The following is a 16,292-nucleotide window of genomic DNA, read 5'->3' on the forward strand; positions in this document are numbered from 1 at the left end:
AATATGTTACTTCGTATTTCCCTTTGAGAATCATTCATGACTGCCCCTTCCCGTTTACTGGCGCTGCTGGTACTGCCGGTACTGGTGTTCTGCAGCTCCAACCTCCTGGCCGATACCGTCGATGGCGCGCCCAAGGCCTTGCATTTGCTGGACTACATCGGCGCGGACTACCCGGCCACGGTGGCGGACGGCAAGGTCATCGATGAGTCCGAGTACCGTGAGCAGGTGGAGTTTCTCGGGGTCTTGCAGGGGTTGATCGCCGACTTGCCAGCCAAGCCGGAGAAGGCCGAGCTGGAGCAGGGCATCACCAGCTTGCGCAAGGCGGTCGCCGACCGTGTGGATGGCGGCCAGGTAGCGCATCAGGCGCGGCAGATGGGCGCTCGGCTGGCGGTGGCCTACGAGGTCAGCCAGGCCCCGGTCATCACCCCGGATCCTTCCCGTGGAGCGCCGTTGTACGCCCAGCACTGTTCGGTATGCCATGGCCAGCAAGGGGCCGGTGACGGTCCGGCGGGCCTGGGCATGACGCCGCCGCCGGCCAACCTGCGGGATACCGAGCGCCTGGATCGCCTGAGCCTGTACGCCATCTACAACACCTTGGGACTGGGAGTGGAGGGCACCGACATGCCGTCCTTCGCCGATCAGCTGGATGACCGCCAGCGTTGGGACCTGGCGACCTACATTGCCGGCTTCAGCGCCGATCCGGCAGCGGCCAAGGGCGAGCAGGACTTCAACTTGGCGGACCTGGCCCGGCAGACCCCGGGCGAGATCCTGGCCGCCCAGGGGGCACGGGCCGCGGCGACATTCCGGGCCCAGCGGGCCCAGCCACCGCAGGTCAAGCGCGGTCCGGGGCAATTGCTGGACTACACCGCGTCGACCCTGGACAAGAGCCTCGCGGCCTATCGCAACGGCGATCGTGAGCAGGCCTACGATCTTTCGGTGGCAGCGTACCTGGAAGGGTTCGAGCTGGTGGAAAGCTCCCTGGACAACGTCGACGCCGCCGTGCGCAAGGACACCGAGAAAGCCCTGATGGCCTACCGTCAGTCGCTGCAGGATGGGCTGGCGGTGGAACAGGCGGAGCAGCGCCTGGACGCAGCCAAGACCAAGCTCAAAGAGTCCGCGGAACTGCTGGGCGGCGACAGCCTGAGCTGGTCCCTGAGCTTCATCTCCGGCTTGCTGATCCTGCTGCGCGAGGGCCTGGAAGCCATCCTGGTACTGGCGGCGATCCTCGCCTTCCTGCGCAACACCGGCCAGCAGTCGGCGGTACGCAGCGTCAACGTCGGCTGGGGCCTGGCCCTGTTGGCCGGCCTGGGAACCTGGGCCCTGGCGGCCTATGTGATCGATGTCAGCGGTTCCCAGCGCGAGTTGCTGGAAGGCGCCACCGCGCTGTTCGCCAGCGTGATGGTGCTGTGGCTCGGAGTGTGGATGCACGACCGCCGGCACGCGGCGGCCTGGCAGGACTACATCAAGAGCAGCCTGGTGGGCGGCGGCGGTCGCTTCGGGTTCGCCGTGCTGGCGTTCTTCTCGGTCTACCGCGAGCTGTTCGAAGTGATCCTGTTTTACGAAACCCTATGGCTGCAGGCCGGTCCAGCCGGGCACAACGCGGTGCTGGCCGGTGGCGGCACCGCCCTGGTGCTGCTGGTGGGCCTGGCCTGGGTGATCCTGCGGGGTTCGGCCAAGCTGCCCCTGGCGCTGTTCTTCAGCATCAACGCCGCATTGCTGTGCGCCTTGTCGGTGGTCTTCGCCGGCCATGGCGTCAAGGCGCTGCAGGAAGCGGGGATCTTCGGTACCCGGCCGGTGCCGTTCTTTGACTTCGACTGGCTGGGCATCCATGCCGACGCCTACTCGCTGGGGGCTCAGGCCGTGGCGATCGTGGCGATCGCGGTACTCTACAGCCGCAGCCGGATGAGCGAGAAGCGCCGCCTGCAGGCCTCCTGAACCGAGGCCTGACCCTCGCGGGCAAGTCGCTCCTACAGTGGCTTGCCCGTTTTGCATTGTGTAAGGAGAAGATTCGATGCGTGTCTGGATCGATGCCGACGCTTGTCCCAAGGCGGCCAAGGAGCAAGTGGTGCGCTTTGCTCTCAAGCGCCAGTTCGAGGTGCTGCTGGTGGCGGGGCAGCCGCAGATCAAGCCGCCGTTCGCCTGCGTCAAGCTCATCGTGGTGCCCAGTGGCCCGGATGCCGCGGACGACTACCTGGTGGAGCACGCGGTGCCCGGCGAGCTGGTGATCTGCAGCGACGTGCCCTTGGCCGACCGGCTGGTGAAAAAGGGCGTGGCGGCCCTCGACCCACGGGGCAAGGAGTTCGATGCGCAGAACATGGGCGAGCGCCTGGCGGTACGCAACCTGTTTACCGACTTGCGGGAGCAGGGCCAGGTCAGCGGCGGGCAAGCGCCCTATGGGGATCGGGAGAAGCAGGCGTTCGCCAATGCCCTGGACCGGATCCTGACCAGGCTGGCGCGCCAGGGCTGATGCGGCGGGGGAGCACGCGCTCCCCGGCCGTTGGCGTAGTTGTTACTGCTGGCCTTCGTGGGTCAGTTCCAATACCCGGTCCACCAGCTTGTTGATGCCGGCGGCGGCCTGGCTGATGGACTGCGCCAGCATGTAGGCCGGAGTGGTCACCAGCTTGCGGGCCTTGTCCTCGATGATCTCGTCCACCGCGCACTCGGCATGGTTGGCGCCCATCTTGCCCAGGGCTGCGGCGGTGTCGACATCGTTGCCGATGGTGCACGTCACGCCGGGGCCATAGATCTTGGCGGCCATGGCCGGGGCGATGCACATCAGGCCCACCGGCTTGCCGGCTTCGGCGAAGGCTTCGGCCAGGGCCAGGACATCGGCCTGGACCGAGCAGGCCGCGCCTTCGGTGGCGAAGCTGGAGAGGTTCTTGGCGGCGCCGAAGCCCCCGGGAACGATCAGCGCGTCGAAGTCCTCGACCTTGGCCTCGCGCAGGTCCTTGACCTCGCCGCGGGCGATGCGCGCCGATTCCACCAGGACGTTGCGGGTCTCGGGCATGGTGTCCCCGGTCAGGTGGTTGAGTACGTGCATCTGCGGGATGTCCGGGGCGAAGCACTGCACCTGGGCGCCACGCTGGTCGAGGCGCAGCAGGGTGATCACGCTTTCATGGATCTCGGCGCCGTCGAAGACTCCGCAACCGGAAAGGATCACTGCAACTTTTTTGCTCATGGGTTTTCTCCAGGTTCATCGCGCTAAATGTCCGGCAGTTTGTCACCAGTCGCCGCAGAGGGGTATCACGATCGGGCCGGGATTTTTCCAGGCGCGTCGAGCAGCGGCCATACCGTCTTGGAAAACCGTTGGGTGCGCGAGTTCAGGAGTTCGAGGAGTAGGGCGGTTCGAGGAATCGAGAGTCGCGGCGCCCATGTCCAGGCGCCGCGTAGGGGCCGCTTACTCGGCCGGCTTGTTGTGCTGCTCGGCTTGTTCGGCTTCGTAGATCTGCTTGGCCAGGCGGGCATTCTTGAAGCGCCGCCGCAGCCACAGGCAGAAGCCCAGGACCAGCAGGGCGCCCAGGACCCACAGCTCGTACTTCTTGATGCTGCCGAGCATGCCTTCCATGACGGCGCCGAAGTGGAAGGCTGCCTGCGCCAGGGCCACCGCCCAGATCGCCGCGCCAATGCCGTTGAGCAGCAGGTAGCGTCCCGGCGGATAGCCGGACAGGCCAATGGCCACCGGCATCACGGTACGCAGGCCGTAGACGAAGCGGAAGCTCAACACCCAGATGTCCGGGTGCTTGCGAATGTGCTCCAGTGCCCGGTCGCCCATCATCTGCCAGCGCGGCCTGCGCGCCAGCAACTTGCGGCCATGCTTGCGCCCCAGGAAGTACCACAGCTGGTCACCGGCATAGCTGCCGAAGAAGGCAACCACCATCACCAGGTTGATATCCATGTATCCACGGAACGCGAGAAACCCGGCTAGAACCAGAATGGTCTCGCCTTCGAAGAACGTGCCGAGAAAGAGGGCGAAGTAGCCGAAATCCTGAAGAAATTGTTGGAGCATTGTCTGGATGCTGGCGAAATGAACGCGCAGCCTACCCCTTCGACGGCGTTGGGGAAAGTATCGAAATGTGTCTCGACGTGAACATTTCCCCTCAATGACAATGTGTGTTGCTGTCGGTCAACAGCTTGAGCATAACTGTCATCTGTTCGTCATAATGCCCGCTTATAACTGTCACGCTCGCCCGCCAGCGCGGGCCATGGAGTCCGTCGTGAGCTTTACTCCCGCCAATCGTCTGTTTCCGGCCACTCGTCTGCGGCGTAACCGTCGCGATGACTTTTCCCGACGTCTGGTGCGCGAGAATCGCTTGAGCGTGGACGACCTGATCCTGCCGGTGTTCGTGCTCGACGGCGAGAATCGCCGTGAGGCGGTGGCCTCGATGCCGGGCGTCGAGCGCCTGAGCGTCGACCTGCTGCTGGAAGAGGCGGCGCACTGGGTCGAGCTGGGGATTCCCGCCCTGGCCCTATTCCCGGTGACGCCCGGGGAACTCAAGTCCCTGGACGCTGCCGAAGCCTGGAACCCGGATGGCATCGCCCAGCGTGCCACCCGTGCCTTGCGCGAACGCTTCCCGCACCTCGGGGTGATCACCGACGTCGCCCTGGACCCGTTCACCACCCACGGCCAGGACGGCATTCTCGACGCACAGGGCTACGTGCAGAACGACGTCACGGTCGATGCCCTGGTGCGCCAGGCCCTGTCCCACGCCGAAGCCGGCGCCCAGGTGGTGGCACCCTCGGACATGATGGACGGTCGTGTCCAGGCGATCCGCGAGGCGCTGGAGCTGGCGGGTCATGTCAACGTGCGGATCATGGCCTATTCGGCCAAGTACGCCAGCGCCTACTACGGGCCTTTCCGCGATGCGGTGGGGTCGGCGCTGAACCTGGGCAAGGCCGACAAGGCCTCGTACCAGATGGACCCGGCCAATGCCGAGGAAGCCCTGCATGAAGTGGCGGGGGACCTGGCCGAAGGCGCGGACATGGTCATGGTCAAGCCGGGGATGCCTTACCTGGACATCCTCTGGCGGGTCAAGGACGCCTTCAAGGTGCCGACCTTCGTCTACCAGGTCAGCGGCGAGTACGCCATGCACATGGCGGCGATCCAGAATGGATGGTTGGCCGAGGGGGTCGTTCTCGAGTCCCTGACTGCTTTTAAACGTGCAGGTGCCGATGGCATCCTGACTTACTTTGCCGTTCGTGCTGCTCAATTGTTACGAGAGCAAAAATAGCCCTCCCAGGAACACGCGATGAATACCGAAGGACTCACAGAAGTTGCCGTAAAAGAAGCCCAGCCAGTGGTCGAGCAAGTAGCCGAGACCCCGCCGGAGCTGGAGCCCGTTCCCGCGGCCCCGGCCGCCGAGGCGCAACCGGTGCCGGCCATCGTCATCCCCAACCTGGACGACAGCAGCCTGTACATCCACCGCGAGCTGTCGCAACTGCAATTCAACATCCGCGTGCTGGAGCAGGCGCTGGACGAGTCCTATCCACTGCTGGAGCGCCTGAAGTTCCTGCTGATCTTCTCCAGCAACCTGGACGAGTTCTTCGAGATCCGGGTCGCCGGCCTGAAGAAGCAGATCACCTTCGCCCGTGAACAGGCTGGCGCCGACGGCCTGCAACCGCACCAGGCGCTGGCACGCATCAGCGACCTGGTGCACGGTCATGTGGATCGTCAGTACGCGATCCTCAACGACATCCTGTTGCCGGAGCTGGAGAAGCACCAGATCCGCTTCATCCGTCGTCGCTACTGGACCGCCAAGCTCAAGACCTGGGTCCGTCGCTACTTTCGCGACGAGATCGCGCCGATCATCACCCCCATCGGCCTGGACCCGACGCACCCCTTCCCGCTGCTGGTGAACAAGAGCCTGAACTTCATCGTCGAGCTGGAAGGCATCGACGCTTTCGGCCGCGACTCGGGCCTTGCGATCATCCCGGCCCCGCGCCTGTTGCCGCGGATCATCCGGGTGCCGGAAGAGGTGGGCGGCCCTGGCGACAACTATGTGTTCCTGTCGTCGATGATCCATGCCCATGCCGATGACCTGTTCCAGGGCATGAAGGTAAAAGGCTGCTATCAGTTCCGCCTGACTCGAAACGCCGACCTGGCACTGGATTCCGAGGATGTCGAGGACCTGGCCCGTGCCCTGCGCGGCGAGCTGTTCTCCCGCCGCTACGGCGACGCGGTGCGCCTGGAAGTGGCCGATACCTGTCCCAAGCACCTGTCGGACTACCTGCTCAAGCAGTTCAACCTGCACGAGACCGAGCTCTACCAGGTCAATGGCCCGGTGAACCTCACGCGCCTGTTCAGCATCACTGGCCTGGACAGCCATCCGGAGCTGCAGCACCCGCCGTTCACCCCGCAGATTCCCAAGCTGTTGCAGAACAGCGAGAACATCTTCAGCGTCATCAGCAAGCAGGACATCCTGCTGCTGCATCCCTTCGAGTCCTTCACCCCGGTGATCGACCTGCTGCGCCAGGCCGCCAAGGACCCCCACGTGCTGGCGGTGCGCCAGACCCTGTACCGCTCCGGGGCCAACTCGGAGATCGTCGACGCCCTGGTGGATGCGGCGCGCAACGGCAAGGAGGTCACCGCGGTGATCGAACTGCGCGCGCGCTTCGACGAGGAGTCCAACCTGCAGATGGCCAGCCGCCTGCAAGCGGCCGGCGCGGTGGTGATCTACGGCGTGGTGGGCTTCAAGACCCACGCCAAGATGATGCTGATCCTGCGGCGCGAGCAGGGCGAGATCGTGCGTTATGCGCACCTGGGCACGGGTAACTACCACGCGGCCAATGCCCGCCTGTACACCGACTACAGCCTGCTCACCTCTGACGACGCCTTGTGCGAGGACGTCGGCAAGCTGTTCAGCCAGCTGATCGGCATGGGCAAGACCCTGCGCATGAAGAAGCTCTTGCATGCGCCGTTCACCCTGAAGAAGGGCATGCTCGACATGATCGCCCGGGAGACCCAGTTCGCCCTGGACGGCAAGCCGGCGCACATCATCGCCAAGTTCAACTCGCTGACCGATCCGAAGATCATCCGCGCGCTGTACAAGGCCAGCCAGTCCGGCGTGCGCATCGACCTGGTGGTGCGTGGCATGTGCTGCCTGCGCCCGGGGATCGCCGGGGTGTCGCACAACATCCACGTGCGCTCGATCATCGGGCGCTTCCTGGAGCACACCCGGGTGTTCTACTTCCTCAACGGCGGCGAAGAGCAGATGTTCCTGTCCAGTGCCGACTGGATGGAGCGCAACCTCGACAAGCGGGTCGAGACCTGCTTCCCGGTGGAGGGCAAGAAGCTGATCCTGCGGGTCAAGAAGGAGCTGGAGAGTTATCTCACCGATAACACCCACAGCTGGAGCCTGCAGTCCGACGGGCGCTATGTGCGCAACACGCCGACCGGCAACCAGAACCCACGCAGTGCCCAGGCTACCTTGCTGGAGCGCCTTGGCAGCCCGGTCTTGCCGGTGCGCTAGGTTCAGCCGGCGCCAATGAAAAAGGCCAGCCCGAGTGATCGGGCTGGCCTTTTTGTTTGCCCGGTGCCGGGCTCAGCTGACGTTGAGTACGATGCCGACCCGGGTCAGCCACTCGGCCTCGAGGGCGAAGTCCGCCTGGGTCAGCTGGTTTTCATCCAGCCAGTTGGCCGGGAACTTCACGTCCAGCTGGTCGCCGTTGGCGCTGAGCTGCACCTGGGGCATCTGCTGGGTACCGCGGATGTGGTGGAACAGGATGGCGAAGCGCAGCAGCACGCAGAGACGGATCAGCTTGATGCCGTCGTCGCCGAACTCGGCGAACTTCTCCTTGGGAATATTGCGGCGGTGACCGCGTACCAGCAGGGCCAGCATTTGCTGGTCCTCACGGGAGAAGCCAGCCAGGTCCGAGTGTTCGATCAGGTAGGCGCCGTGCTTGTGGTAGTGATAGTGGGCGATATCCAGGCCCACTTCATGCACCTTGGCGGCCCAGCCCAGCAGCTCGCGCCAGATGCCGTCTTCCAGGTCCCAGTCGGCCGCCACCTGGTCGAAGGAGCGCAGGGCCTTGCCTTCGACCCGCGAAGCCTGTTCCAGGTCCACGTGGTAGCGCTCCATCAGCGAGCCCAAGGTGCGCTCGCGGACGTCTTCATGGTGATGACGGCCCAGCAGGTCGTAGAGCACGCCTTCGCGCAGGGCGCCTTCGCAGTGATCCATGCGCTGCAATTCCAGGGCATCGAAGATCGCCTCGAGGATCGCCAGGCCAGCAGGGAAGATGGCCCGGCGGTCGGGCTTGATGCCTTCGAAGTCGATTTTGTCGACGTCGCCGAGCTTGAACAGCTTGCGCTTGAGCCAGGCCAGGCCTTCGACGTTGATCTCGCCGCTGCCCTGGCCGCCGGCCTTGAGGGCCAGGCCGATGGCGCGAATGGTGCCGGAGGAGCCGATGGCTTCATCCCAGGTCAGGCGATGCAGCGCATGTTCGATGCTCATGATTTCCAGGCGTGCGGCGGTATAGGCCTGGGCGTAGCGGGCCGGGGTGATCTTGCCGTCGCGGAAATAGCGTTGGGTGAAGCTCACGCAGCCCATCTGCAGGCTTTCGCGCAGCAGGGGCTCGAAGCGCTGGCCAATGATGAACTCGGTGCTGCCGCCGCCGATGTCGGCCACCAGGCGCTTGCCGGGGGTGTCAGCGAGGGTATGGGAAACCCCGAGGTAGATCAGGCGCGCTTCTTCACGTCCGGAGATGACTTCCACCGGGTGGCCGAGGATCTCTTCGGCCCGGCGGATGAACTCGCCGCGGTTGCGGGCTTCGCGCAGGGCGTTGGTGCCGACGATGCGCACGGTGCCCTGGGGCATGCCGTTGATCAGCTGGGCGAAACGCTTGAGGCAGTCGAGCCCGCGTTGCATGGATTCTTCGTTGAGCTGGCGCTCTTCATTGATGCCGGCAGCCAGCTGAACCTTTTCACCCAACCGCTCGAGAATGCGGATTTCACCGTTCCGGGCCTTGGCCACGACCATGTGAAAGCTGTTGGAGCCCAGATCGATCGCGGCGATCAGGGACAGATTCTTGGCTTGGGATTGGGGCATGGCTGGGGGTCTCGGTCGATAACCTCGCCATCCTGCCACGATCAACGGCTCGCGCCAACGCGCAGTGGCCAATGCGTTGATTCATCGCATCAAACCTTGCGCCAGCCGGCATTCCCAGATGTGCCATGAGGGACTTGAGAGCGCTGGTGCTACCGCTCATCCGGTCGATATCCGTGCGCAGGATTGCCCGAAGGGCGCCTGGGCCGCGTTGAAAGGCACATGTAGCGGCCTCGACGACATTAATAGGAGATGCCGCACGAAGTTGTCCCGGCTTTTATAGGCATCGGTGGAATTCTCGCTTTGCGCCGGGCTGAGCTATACCCAAACTCAAGGGGCACCATAGTGAGAGTCAATCACCTGCGGCTTCCTGAACGCAGGAAGGGCAGATATGATGGGCCACGTTTTTTTGCTTACAACCTGGAGAATTCCATGAGCAGCGATCTCATCAAACACGTCAGCGACGCCAGCTTCGAGGCCGATGTACTCAAGGCCGAAGGCGCTGTACTGGTCGACTACTGGGCTGAGTGGTGCGGCCCATGCAAAATGATCGCTCCGGTTCTGGACGAAATTGCCGAGACCTACAAGGGCAAGCTCACCGTTGCCAAACTGAACATCGACGAGAACCAGGAAACCCCGGCCAAGCATGGCGTACGTGGTATCCCGACCCTGATGCTGTTCAAGAACGGTAACGTTGAAGCCACCAAGGTCGGTGCGCTGTCGAAGTCGCAACTGGCGGCTTTCCTCGACGCCAACATCTGAACCTCGGTTTCAGCATGTTAGAAAAGGCCCCGCAAAATGCGGGGCTTTTTCGTAATTGAGGGCTAGACGCTCCGAAACTCAGGTGTTACATTCGGCCCCGCACTGGTTTCTCCAGTGCCCCCTGCAAGCCGTCGCCGACGCTCTCCTTTTCGAATAAGTACGCGATCCTGTCGCCTTCTCCGCGGCGCGGCCTCATTAAGCCAAAAGCTTAATTTCCCCCTCTATAAATGATTACGTCATTCCTATATGAATCTGACTGAACTCAAGCAAAAGCCGATTACCGAACTGCTCGAATTGGCCGAACAGATGGGCATAGAAAATATGGCCCGTTCGCGCAAGCAGGACGTGATTTTCTCCCTGCTGAAAAAGCACGCGAAAAGCGGTGAGGAAATCTCCGGTGATGGCGTGCTGGAGATCCTCCAGGACGGCTTCGGCTTCCTTCGCTCCTCCGATGCCTCCTACCTGGCCGGGCCGGACGATATCTACGTGTCGCCAAGCCAGATCCGTCGCTTCAACTTGCGCACCGGTGACACCATCGTTGGCAAGATCCGCCCTCCGAAGGAAGGCGAGCGTTACTTCGCGCTGCTCAAGGTCGATACCATCAACTACGACCGCCCCGAGAACGCCAAGAACAAGATCCTGTTCGAGAACTTGACCCCGCTGTTCCCCAACGATCGTCTGAAGATGGAAGCCGGCAACGGTTCCACCGAAGATCTCACCGGCCGTGTCATCGACCTGTGCGCGCCGATCGGCAAGGGCCAGCGTGGCCTGATCGTCGCTCCGCCGAAAGCGGGTAAAACGATCATGCTGCAGAACATTGCGGCCAACATCACCCGCAACAACCCCGAGTGCCACCTGATCGTCCTGCTGATCGACGAGCGTCCGGAAGAAGTGACCGAGATGCAGCGCACCGTGCGTGGCGAAGTGGTCGCCTCCACCTTCGACGAGCCGCCAACCCGCCACGTGCAAGTGGCCGAGATGGTGATCGAGAAGGCCAAGCGCCTGGTCGAGCACAAGAAGGACGTGGTGATCCTGCTGGACTCCATCACCCGCCTGGCCCGTGCCTACAACACCGTGATCCCGAGCTCCGGCAAGGTCCTGACCGGTGGTGTCGATGCCCACGCCCTGGAGAAACCCAAGCGTTTCTTCGGCGCCGCGCGGAACATCGAGGAAGGCGGCTCGCTGACCATCATCGCTACCGCGCTGGTCGAGACCGGCTCGAAGATGGACGAAGTGATCTACGAAGAGTTCAAGGGTACCGGCAACATGGAACTGCCCCTGGACCGTCGTATCGCCGAGAAGCGCGTATTCCCGGCCATCAACATCAACAAGTCCGGTACCCGCCGCGAAGAGCTGCTGACGGCCGACGACGAGCTGCAGCGCATGTGGATCCTGCGCAAGCTGCTGCATCCGATGGATGAAGTCGCCGCCATCGAGTTCCTGGTCGACAAGCTGAAGCAGACCAAGACCAACGATGAATTCTTCTTGTCGATGAAGCGCAAGTAACATCAGCGGGTCGAGCGAAAGCCGGGGCAACCCGGCTTTTTGCTGTCTGCACTTTGGCCATTGCGGCCTGAACGGCGCTACACTCTGCACCCCGACCGATACGGCCAACACGAGGCTCTTGCATGCAGTATCGCGATTTGCGCGACTTCATTCGTGGCCTGGAACAGCGCGGTGAACTCAAGCGCATCCAGGTTCCCATCTCTCCTGTCCTGGAAATGACCGAAGTCTGCGACCGCACCCTGCGCGCCAAGGGCCCGGCGCTGCTGTTCGAAAAACCCACGGGTTTCGACATCCCGGTGCTGGGCAACCTGTTCGGCACCCCCGAGCGGGTGGCCATGGGCATGGGCGCCGAGTCCACCGACGAATTGCGCGAGATCGGCAAGCTGCTGGCCTTCCTCAAGGAACCCGAGCCGCCCAAGGGCCTGAAGGATGCCTGGTCCAAGCTGCCGATCTTCAAGAAGGTCGTGTCGATGGCGCCGAAGGTGGTCAAGGACGCGGTGTGCCAGGAAGTGGTGGTCGAGGGCGACGATGTCGACCTTTCGCAGTTGCCGATCCAGCATTGCTGGCCGGGCGACGTGGCACCGCTGATCACTTGGGGCCTGACGGTGACCCGCGGACCGAACAAGGACCGGCAAAACCTGGGCATCTATCGGCAACAGGTGATTGGGCGCAACAAGGTGATCATGCGCTGGTTGAGCCACCGTGGCGGCGCGCTGGATTACCGCGAGTGGTGCGAAAAGCACCCGGGCCAGCCATTCCCGGTTTCCGTGGCCCTGGGGGCCGACCCGGCCACCATCCTCGGTGCCGTGACCCCGGTACCGGACACCCTGTCCGAATATGCCTTCGCCGGCCTGCTGCGGGGTAACCGCACCGAACTGGTGAAGTGTCGGGGCAATGACCTGCAGGTCCCAGCCACCGCCGAGATCATCCTCGAGGGCGTGATCCATCCGGGCGAAATGGCCCCGGAAGGCCCCTATGGCGACCACACCGGCTACTACAACGAAGTGGACAGCTTCCCGGTGTTCACCGTGGAACGCATCACCCATCGCACCAAGCCGATCTACCACAGCACCTACACCGGGCGTCCGCCGGATGAGCCGGCGATCCTCGGCGTGGCGCTCAACGAAGTGTTCGTGCCGATCCTGCAGAAGCAATTCCCGGAGATCACCGACTTCTACCTGCCGCCCGAGGGCTGCTCGTACCGCATGGCGGTGGTGACCATGAAGAAGCAGTACCCGGGCCACGCCAAGCGCGTAATGCTCGGCGTGTGGTCGTTCCTGCGACAGTTCATGTACACCAAGTTCGTTATCGTCACCGACGACGATATCAACGCCAGGGACTGGAACGACGTGATCTGGGCCATCACCACGCGCATGGACCCCAAGCGCGACACGGTGATGATCGACAACACCCCGATCGACTACCTCGACTTCGCCTCGCCGGTATCCGGCCTGGGTTCGAAGATGGGGCTGGACGCCACTCACAAGTGGCCCGGAGAAACCACCAGAGAGTGGGGACGGGTCATCGTCAAGGATGAGGCGGTCACCCGCCGGATCGATGCCATCTGGAATCAATTAGGAATAGATTGATGCGTGTAACCTTGCAGCCCTCCGGAGCGGTGCTAGAGACACTGCCCGGCGAGCGTATTCTCGATGCGGCGAGGCGCCTGGGCTATGACTGCCCCCAGAGCTGCCGCAATGGCAACTGTCACGTCTGTGCTGCCCTGTTGGTGGAAGGCAGCGTGCGGCAGGCCGGCGATGTGCGTGACCACGGCGAGTTCTACACTTGTATCGCGGAGCCGCTGCAAGACTGCATCGTGTTGTGGGACGGCGTCCTTGCGCTGGGAGAGTTGCCGGTGCGCAGCCTGTCGTGTCAGCTCGTTGAATGCCTGGAAGTCGGCGGTGATGTCTGGCGGGTCCGGCTGCGGGCGCCGGCGGGCAAGCCGCCGCGCTACCACGCCGGCCAATATTTGCTGCTGGAGCGGGACAACGGCGAGAAGTCGGCGTTTTCCCTGGCCTCGGCGCCTCACTGCGGGCGTGACCTGGAGCTGCATGTGCTGGCCCGGGAAAACAGCGCGCAAAGCCTGATGGAACAACTGCAGCGCAACGGCATGGCCCGGGTCGAGTTGCCGTTTGGCGACACCCACCTGGCCGAGCTGCCCGATGGTCCGCTGGTGTTGATCGCCGCTGGCACCGGCATGGCGCAGATGCACAGCTTGATCGAGCATTGCCGGGCCAAGGGTTTCAAGCATCCGGTGCACTTGTATTGGGGGGTACGCCGGCCCGAGGACTTCTACCAGCTGGAGCACTGGGACCAGTGGCAGCAACTGCCCAATCTCTACCTGCACAAGGTGGTCAGCGACCTGTGTGGCTGGGAAGGGCGCTGCGGCATGCTGCATGAGGCCGTGAGCGAGGACATCGACGACCTGTCGTCGGTGCATGTCTATGCCAGCGGTTCGCCGGCGATGATCTACGCCACCCTCGACGCCCTGGTGAGCGCCGGCATGGACGCCCACCAGATGCGTGCGGATGTGTTCGCCTACGCTCCGCGGTCCTGATCCTGCCGACCCTGTACCGTGCGTTATAACTTGCTATATAGCCCATCGATATTTATCTAATTTGATAAATATCGGTAGGTTATATACCTGTCCTTCAAGTTAAGTAGCCTTGGTTATTTTTACTTAACTTGCCTTGTAACTTATGTGTCTTGTAGTTACTGCCGGGCGTTCTATTAAGTAACTTCTTTCTCGCGGGGAGCTGAACGCTATTCGCCATGACCGCCCTTGAATCCAGCTACCTGAACCTGGCTTACCCTCCGCGTCTCGATCTCGGGCCGCAGCTGACCCACGAACAACTTCGCAGCTCCATGCAAGCCACCATGGCCCGCCATCAGGGCGGGCCGGTCTGGTTGTTCGCCTACGGTTCGCTGATCTGGCGTCCGGAGTGCTCGGCGGTCGAACGGGTACGCGGGCGGGTACATGGTTATCACCGGGGCCTGTATTTGTGGTCCCACGAGCACCGGGGGACGCCCGAGCTGCCGGGCCTGGTCTTCGGCCTGGACCGTGGCGGCTCCTGCAGCGGTTTCGCCTACCGATTGTCGGAAGAGTGCCTGGAAGATTCGTTGTATGCGCTGTGGCAGCGGGAAATGCCTTATCCCTCCTACCGCCCGCACTGGCTCAACTGCCGCCTCGAAGACGGCAACCAGGTCCAGGCGCTGGGGTTCGTGCTGGAGCGGCACCTGCCCAGCTACGCCGGCAACCTGCCGGACCACGTGCTGAACCAGGTGTTCGAGAGCGCCTGCGGGCGCTACGGCACCACCCGCGACTATGTCGAGCAGACGGTCCATGCCCTGCGCAGCCACGCCATGCCGGATCGCAATCTGGAGGCGCGGCTCAAGCGTTGCAAGGCCTGCTGAGGGCGTAGCTCCTGTCGGCTCAGCGCACCTGCACCACCACCTTGCCCACGGCCTTGCGCTGGCCGAGGTCGTCGATGGCCCGGGCCGCCTCGGCCAGGGGATAGACTTGCGACACCAAGGGCTTGAGCTTGCCTTCGGCGTGCCAGGCGAACAGTTGCTGGAAGTTCGCCGCGTTGTCTTGGGGCTGGCGCTGGGCGAAGGAGCCCCAGAACACGCCTACCACCGCAGCACCCTTGAGCAGGGCCAGGTTCACCGGCAGCTCGGGGATGCGCCCGCTGGCGAATCCCACCACCAGCAGCCGGCCGTTCCAGGCGATGGAACGGATGGCCTGGTCGAATAGGTCGCCGCCCACCGGGTCGTAGATCACATCGGCGCCATTGCCGCCTGTCAGGCGCTTGATCTCGTCCTTGAGGCTGGCCTCGTTGTAGTTGATCAATTCGTCGGCACCGGCGGCCTTGGCCACGGCGAGTTTCTCGGCGCTGCTGGCGGCGGCGATCACCCGGGCCCCCATGGCCTTGCCGATCTCCACCGCTGCCAGGCCCACGCCACCTGAAGCGCCGAGCACCAGCAGGGTTTCGCCGGGCTGCAGGTTGCCCCGTTGCTTGAGGGCATGCATCGAGGTGCCGTAGGTCATGCTGAAGGCCGCGGCGGTGTTGAAGTCCATGGCCTGGGGAATCGGCAGCACGTTATAGCCCGGCACCGCCACCTGTTCGGCGAAGCTGCCCCAGCCGGTCAGGGCCATGACCCGGTCGCCGGCCTTGAGATGGCTGACCTTCTCGCCCACTGCACTGACCACGCCGGCCGCCTCGCCACCCGGAGAGAAGGGGAACGGTGGCTTGAACTGGTACTTGCCCTCGATGATCAGGGTGTCCGGGAAGTTGACCCCGGCGGCATGTACGTCCAGCAGGATCTCGTTCTTCTTCGGCACTGGGCTTGCGACCTCTTCCAGCACCAGCGTTTCGGCAGGGCCGAAGACTTTGCACAGCACGGCTTTCATCAGGGCTATTCCTTTGGGAGTGGTGGCCGATAAGTGTAGGAGTGTGAACCAGGTGGTCAACGAGCATGCCCGGCCCTGATAACCAGCCATAAGCTTGTGCTTGGGCTCAGGCTGGCGGGCCTTTATGCTAGGCCGCAAACCGGATTAAGGAGCGAATTGTGAAAGCGTGGATCATGTTGCTGCTGGCCCTCTCCCTGCCTGTGGCAGCGATGGCCGAAGAGGCTAAAGAAGGCGAAGCGCCGAAAGTCAGCTACATCAGCCTGACTCCGCCCTTCGTGGGCAACTACGGCCTGGATGGCGGCCCCAAGCTCAAGGTCTACAAGGCCGACGTGGCCCTGCGGGTGACCGGCGACCCGGCGGCCCAGGCGGTCAAGGCCAATGAGCCGCTGATCCGCAACCAGCTGGTGGCGCTGTTCGCCCAGCAGACCGCCGAGACCATGAACAATGTCGAGGCCAAGGAAAAACTGCGCCAGGAAGCCCTCAAGCAGGTGCAACAGGTGATGAACGACGAGACCGGCAAGCCGGTGGTCGAGGACCTGCTGTTCAACAACCTGATCATCCAGTAATGCTGGACC

At 63.4% G+C, this 16,292-nt stretch carries 14 protein-coding genes; 10 read left to right on the top strand and 4 right to left on the bottom strand.

The window, feature by feature from the left end; genetic code table 11:
- Positions 1 to 36: 36 nt before the first annotated feature.
- Together GDH07_RS01320 and GDH07_RS01325 are read left to right on the top strand one after the other, a co-directional pair.
- Positions 37 to 1,935, top strand: coding sequence for an FTR1 family protein (locus GDH07_RS01320; RefSeq protein ID WP_152896527.1), 1,899 nt, complete (start codon positions 37 to 39; stop codon positions 1,933 to 1,935).
- Between the two features lie 76 nt (positions 1,936 to 2,011).
- Entirely contained in the window at positions 2,012 to 2,467 is a 456-nt protein-coding gene (locus tag GDH07_RS01325) for a YaiI/YqxD family protein (RefSeq protein WP_022641771.1), read from the top strand.
- Positions 2,468 to 2,509: 42 nt separating this feature from the next.
- Here GDH07_RS01325 and elbB read toward each other — a convergent pair whose 3' ends face one another.
- A complete protein-coding gene (elbB, locus tag GDH07_RS01330; RefSeq protein WP_022641770.1) occupies positions 2,510 to 3,178 on the bottom strand; it encodes an isoprenoid biosynthesis glyoxalase ElbB in 669 nt (222 codons plus the stop codon).
- 219 nt (positions 3,179 to 3,397) lie between these two features.
- Positions 3,398 to 4,006 (bottom strand): DedA family protein, encoded by a 609-nt coding sequence (locus GDH07_RS01335; RefSeq protein ID WP_053133727.1) that lies wholly within the window; start codon positions 4,004 to 4,006, stop codon positions 3,398 to 3,400.
- 208 nt (positions 4,007 to 4,214) lie between these two features.
- Between GDH07_RS01335 and hemB the strand changes: the two genes are divergently transcribed.
- Complete coding sequence (hemB, locus tag GDH07_RS01340; RefSeq protein ID WP_343038075.1) at positions 4,215 to 5,228, top strand: porphobilinogen synthase; 1,014 nt, start codon at positions 4,215 to 4,217, stop codon at positions 5,226 to 5,228.
- An 18-nt stretch (positions 5,229 to 5,246) separates the two neighbouring features.
- Positions 5,247 to 7,466, top strand: a complete 2,220-nt coding sequence (gene ppk1 / locus GDH07_RS01345; protein ID WP_152896529.1) for a polyphosphate kinase 1 — start codon at positions 5,247 to 5,249, stop codon at positions 7,464 to 7,466.
- Between the two features lie 72 nt (positions 7,467 to 7,538).
- On the opposite strand, the gene ppx is transcribed toward ppk1, so the two are convergent.
- On the bottom strand, positions 7,539 to 9,041 hold the full coding sequence (ppx, locus tag GDH07_RS01350; RefSeq protein WP_053133736.1) for an exopolyphosphatase: 1,503 nt from the start codon (positions 9,039 to 9,041) through the stop codon (positions 7,539 to 7,541).
- A 429-nt stretch (positions 9,042 to 9,470) separates the two neighbouring features.
- Between ppx and trxA the strand changes: the two genes are divergently transcribed.
- The 5 genes from trxA (at position 9,471) to GDH07_RS01375 (ending at position 14,720) form a co-directional block, all read left to right on the top strand.
- Positions 9,471 to 9,800, top strand: a complete 330-nt coding sequence (gene trxA / locus GDH07_RS01355; RefSeq protein WP_003206727.1) for a thioredoxin TrxA — start codon at positions 9,471 to 9,473, stop codon at positions 9,798 to 9,800.
- 246 nt (positions 9,801 to 10,046) lie between these two features.
- Positions 10,047 to 11,306, top strand: a complete 1,260-nt coding sequence (rho, locus tag GDH07_RS01360; protein ID WP_022641764.1) for a transcription termination factor Rho — start codon at positions 10,047 to 10,049, stop codon at positions 11,304 to 11,306.
- Between the two features lie 122 nt (positions 11,307 to 11,428).
- A complete protein-coding gene (ubiD, locus tag GDH07_RS01365) occupies positions 11,429 to 12,895 on the top strand; it encodes a 4-hydroxy-3-polyprenylbenzoate decarboxylase (RefSeq protein ID WP_022641763.1) in 1,467 nt (488 codons plus the stop codon).
- Complete coding sequence (locus GDH07_RS01370; protein ID WP_022641762.1) at positions 12,895 to 13,863, top strand: CDP-6-deoxy-delta-3,4-glucoseen reductase; 969 nt, start codon at positions 12,895 to 12,897, stop codon at positions 13,861 to 13,863. The genes ubiD and GDH07_RS01370 overlap by 1 nt, the downstream gene beginning before the upstream one ends.
- A gap of 215 nt (positions 13,864 to 14,078) precedes the next feature.
- Positions 14,079 to 14,720, top strand: a complete 642-nt coding sequence (locus GDH07_RS01375) for a gamma-glutamylcyclotransferase (RefSeq protein WP_022641761.1) — start codon at positions 14,079 to 14,081, stop codon at positions 14,718 to 14,720.
- Between the two features lie 19 nt (positions 14,721 to 14,739).
- On the opposite strand, the gene GDH07_RS01380 is transcribed toward GDH07_RS01375, so the two are convergent.
- A complete protein-coding gene (locus GDH07_RS01380) occupies positions 14,740 to 15,717 on the bottom strand; it encodes an NADPH:quinone oxidoreductase family protein (protein ID WP_022641760.1) in 978 nt (325 codons plus the stop codon).
- A gap of 158 nt (positions 15,718 to 15,875) precedes the next feature.
- Here GDH07_RS01380 and GDH07_RS01385 point away from each other — a divergent pair, with 158 nt between their 5' ends.
- A complete protein-coding gene (locus tag GDH07_RS01385; RefSeq protein ID WP_022641759.1) occupies positions 15,876 to 16,283 on the top strand; it encodes a flagellar basal body-associated protein FliL in 408 nt (135 codons plus the stop codon).
- Positions 16,284 to 16,292: the final 9 nt, after the last annotated feature.

Source organism: Pseudomonas piscis, from assembly GCF_009380155.1.
GTDB lineage: Bacteria > Pseudomonadota > Gammaproteobacteria > Pseudomonadales > Pseudomonadaceae > Aquipseudomonas > Aquipseudomonas piscis.

Bases quoted from the DNA above. Each gene is read 5' to 3' on its own strand.
- GDH07_RS01320 (WP_152896527.1), top strand. From the start codon at position 37: ATGACTGCCCCTTCCCGTTTACTGGCGCTGCTGGTACTGCCGGTACTG.
- GDH07_RS01325 (WP_022641771.1), top strand. From the start codon at position 2,012: ATGCGTGTCTGGATCGATGCCGACGCTTGTCCCAAGGCGGCCAAGGAG.
- elbB (WP_022641770.1), bottom strand. From the start codon at position 3,178: ATGAGCAAAAAAGTTGCAGTGATCCTTTCCGGTTGCGGAGTCTTCGAC.
- GDH07_RS01335 (WP_053133727.1), bottom strand. From the start codon at position 4,006: ATGCTCCAACAATTTCTTCAGGATTTCGGCTACTTCGCCCTCTTTCTC.
- ppk1 (WP_152896529.1), top strand. From the start codon at position 5,247: ATGAATACCGAAGGACTCACAGAAGTTGCCGTAAAAGAAGCCCAGCCA.
- ppx (WP_053133736.1), bottom strand. From the start codon at position 9,041: ATGCCCCAATCCCAAGCCAAGAATCTGTCCCTGATCGCCGCGATCGAT.
- trxA (WP_003206727.1), top strand. From the start codon at position 9,471: ATGAGCAGCGATCTCATCAAACACGTCAGCGACGCCAGCTTCGAGGCC.
- rho (WP_022641764.1), top strand. From the start codon at position 10,047: ATGAATCTGACTGAACTCAAGCAAAAGCCGATTACCGAACTGCTCGAA.
- ubiD (WP_022641763.1), top strand. From the start codon at position 11,429: ATGCAGTATCGCGATTTGCGCGACTTCATTCGTGGCCTGGAACAGCGC.
- GDH07_RS01370 (WP_022641762.1), top strand. From the start codon at position 12,895: ATGCGTGTAACCTTGCAGCCCTCCGGAGCGGTGCTAGAGACACTGCCC.
- GDH07_RS01375 (WP_022641761.1), top strand. From the start codon at position 14,079: ATGACCGCCCTTGAATCCAGCTACCTGAACCTGGCTTACCCTCCGCGT.
- GDH07_RS01380 (WP_022641760.1), bottom strand. From the start codon at position 15,717: ATGAAAGCCGTGCTGTGCAAAGTCTTCGGCCCTGCCGAAACGCTGGTG.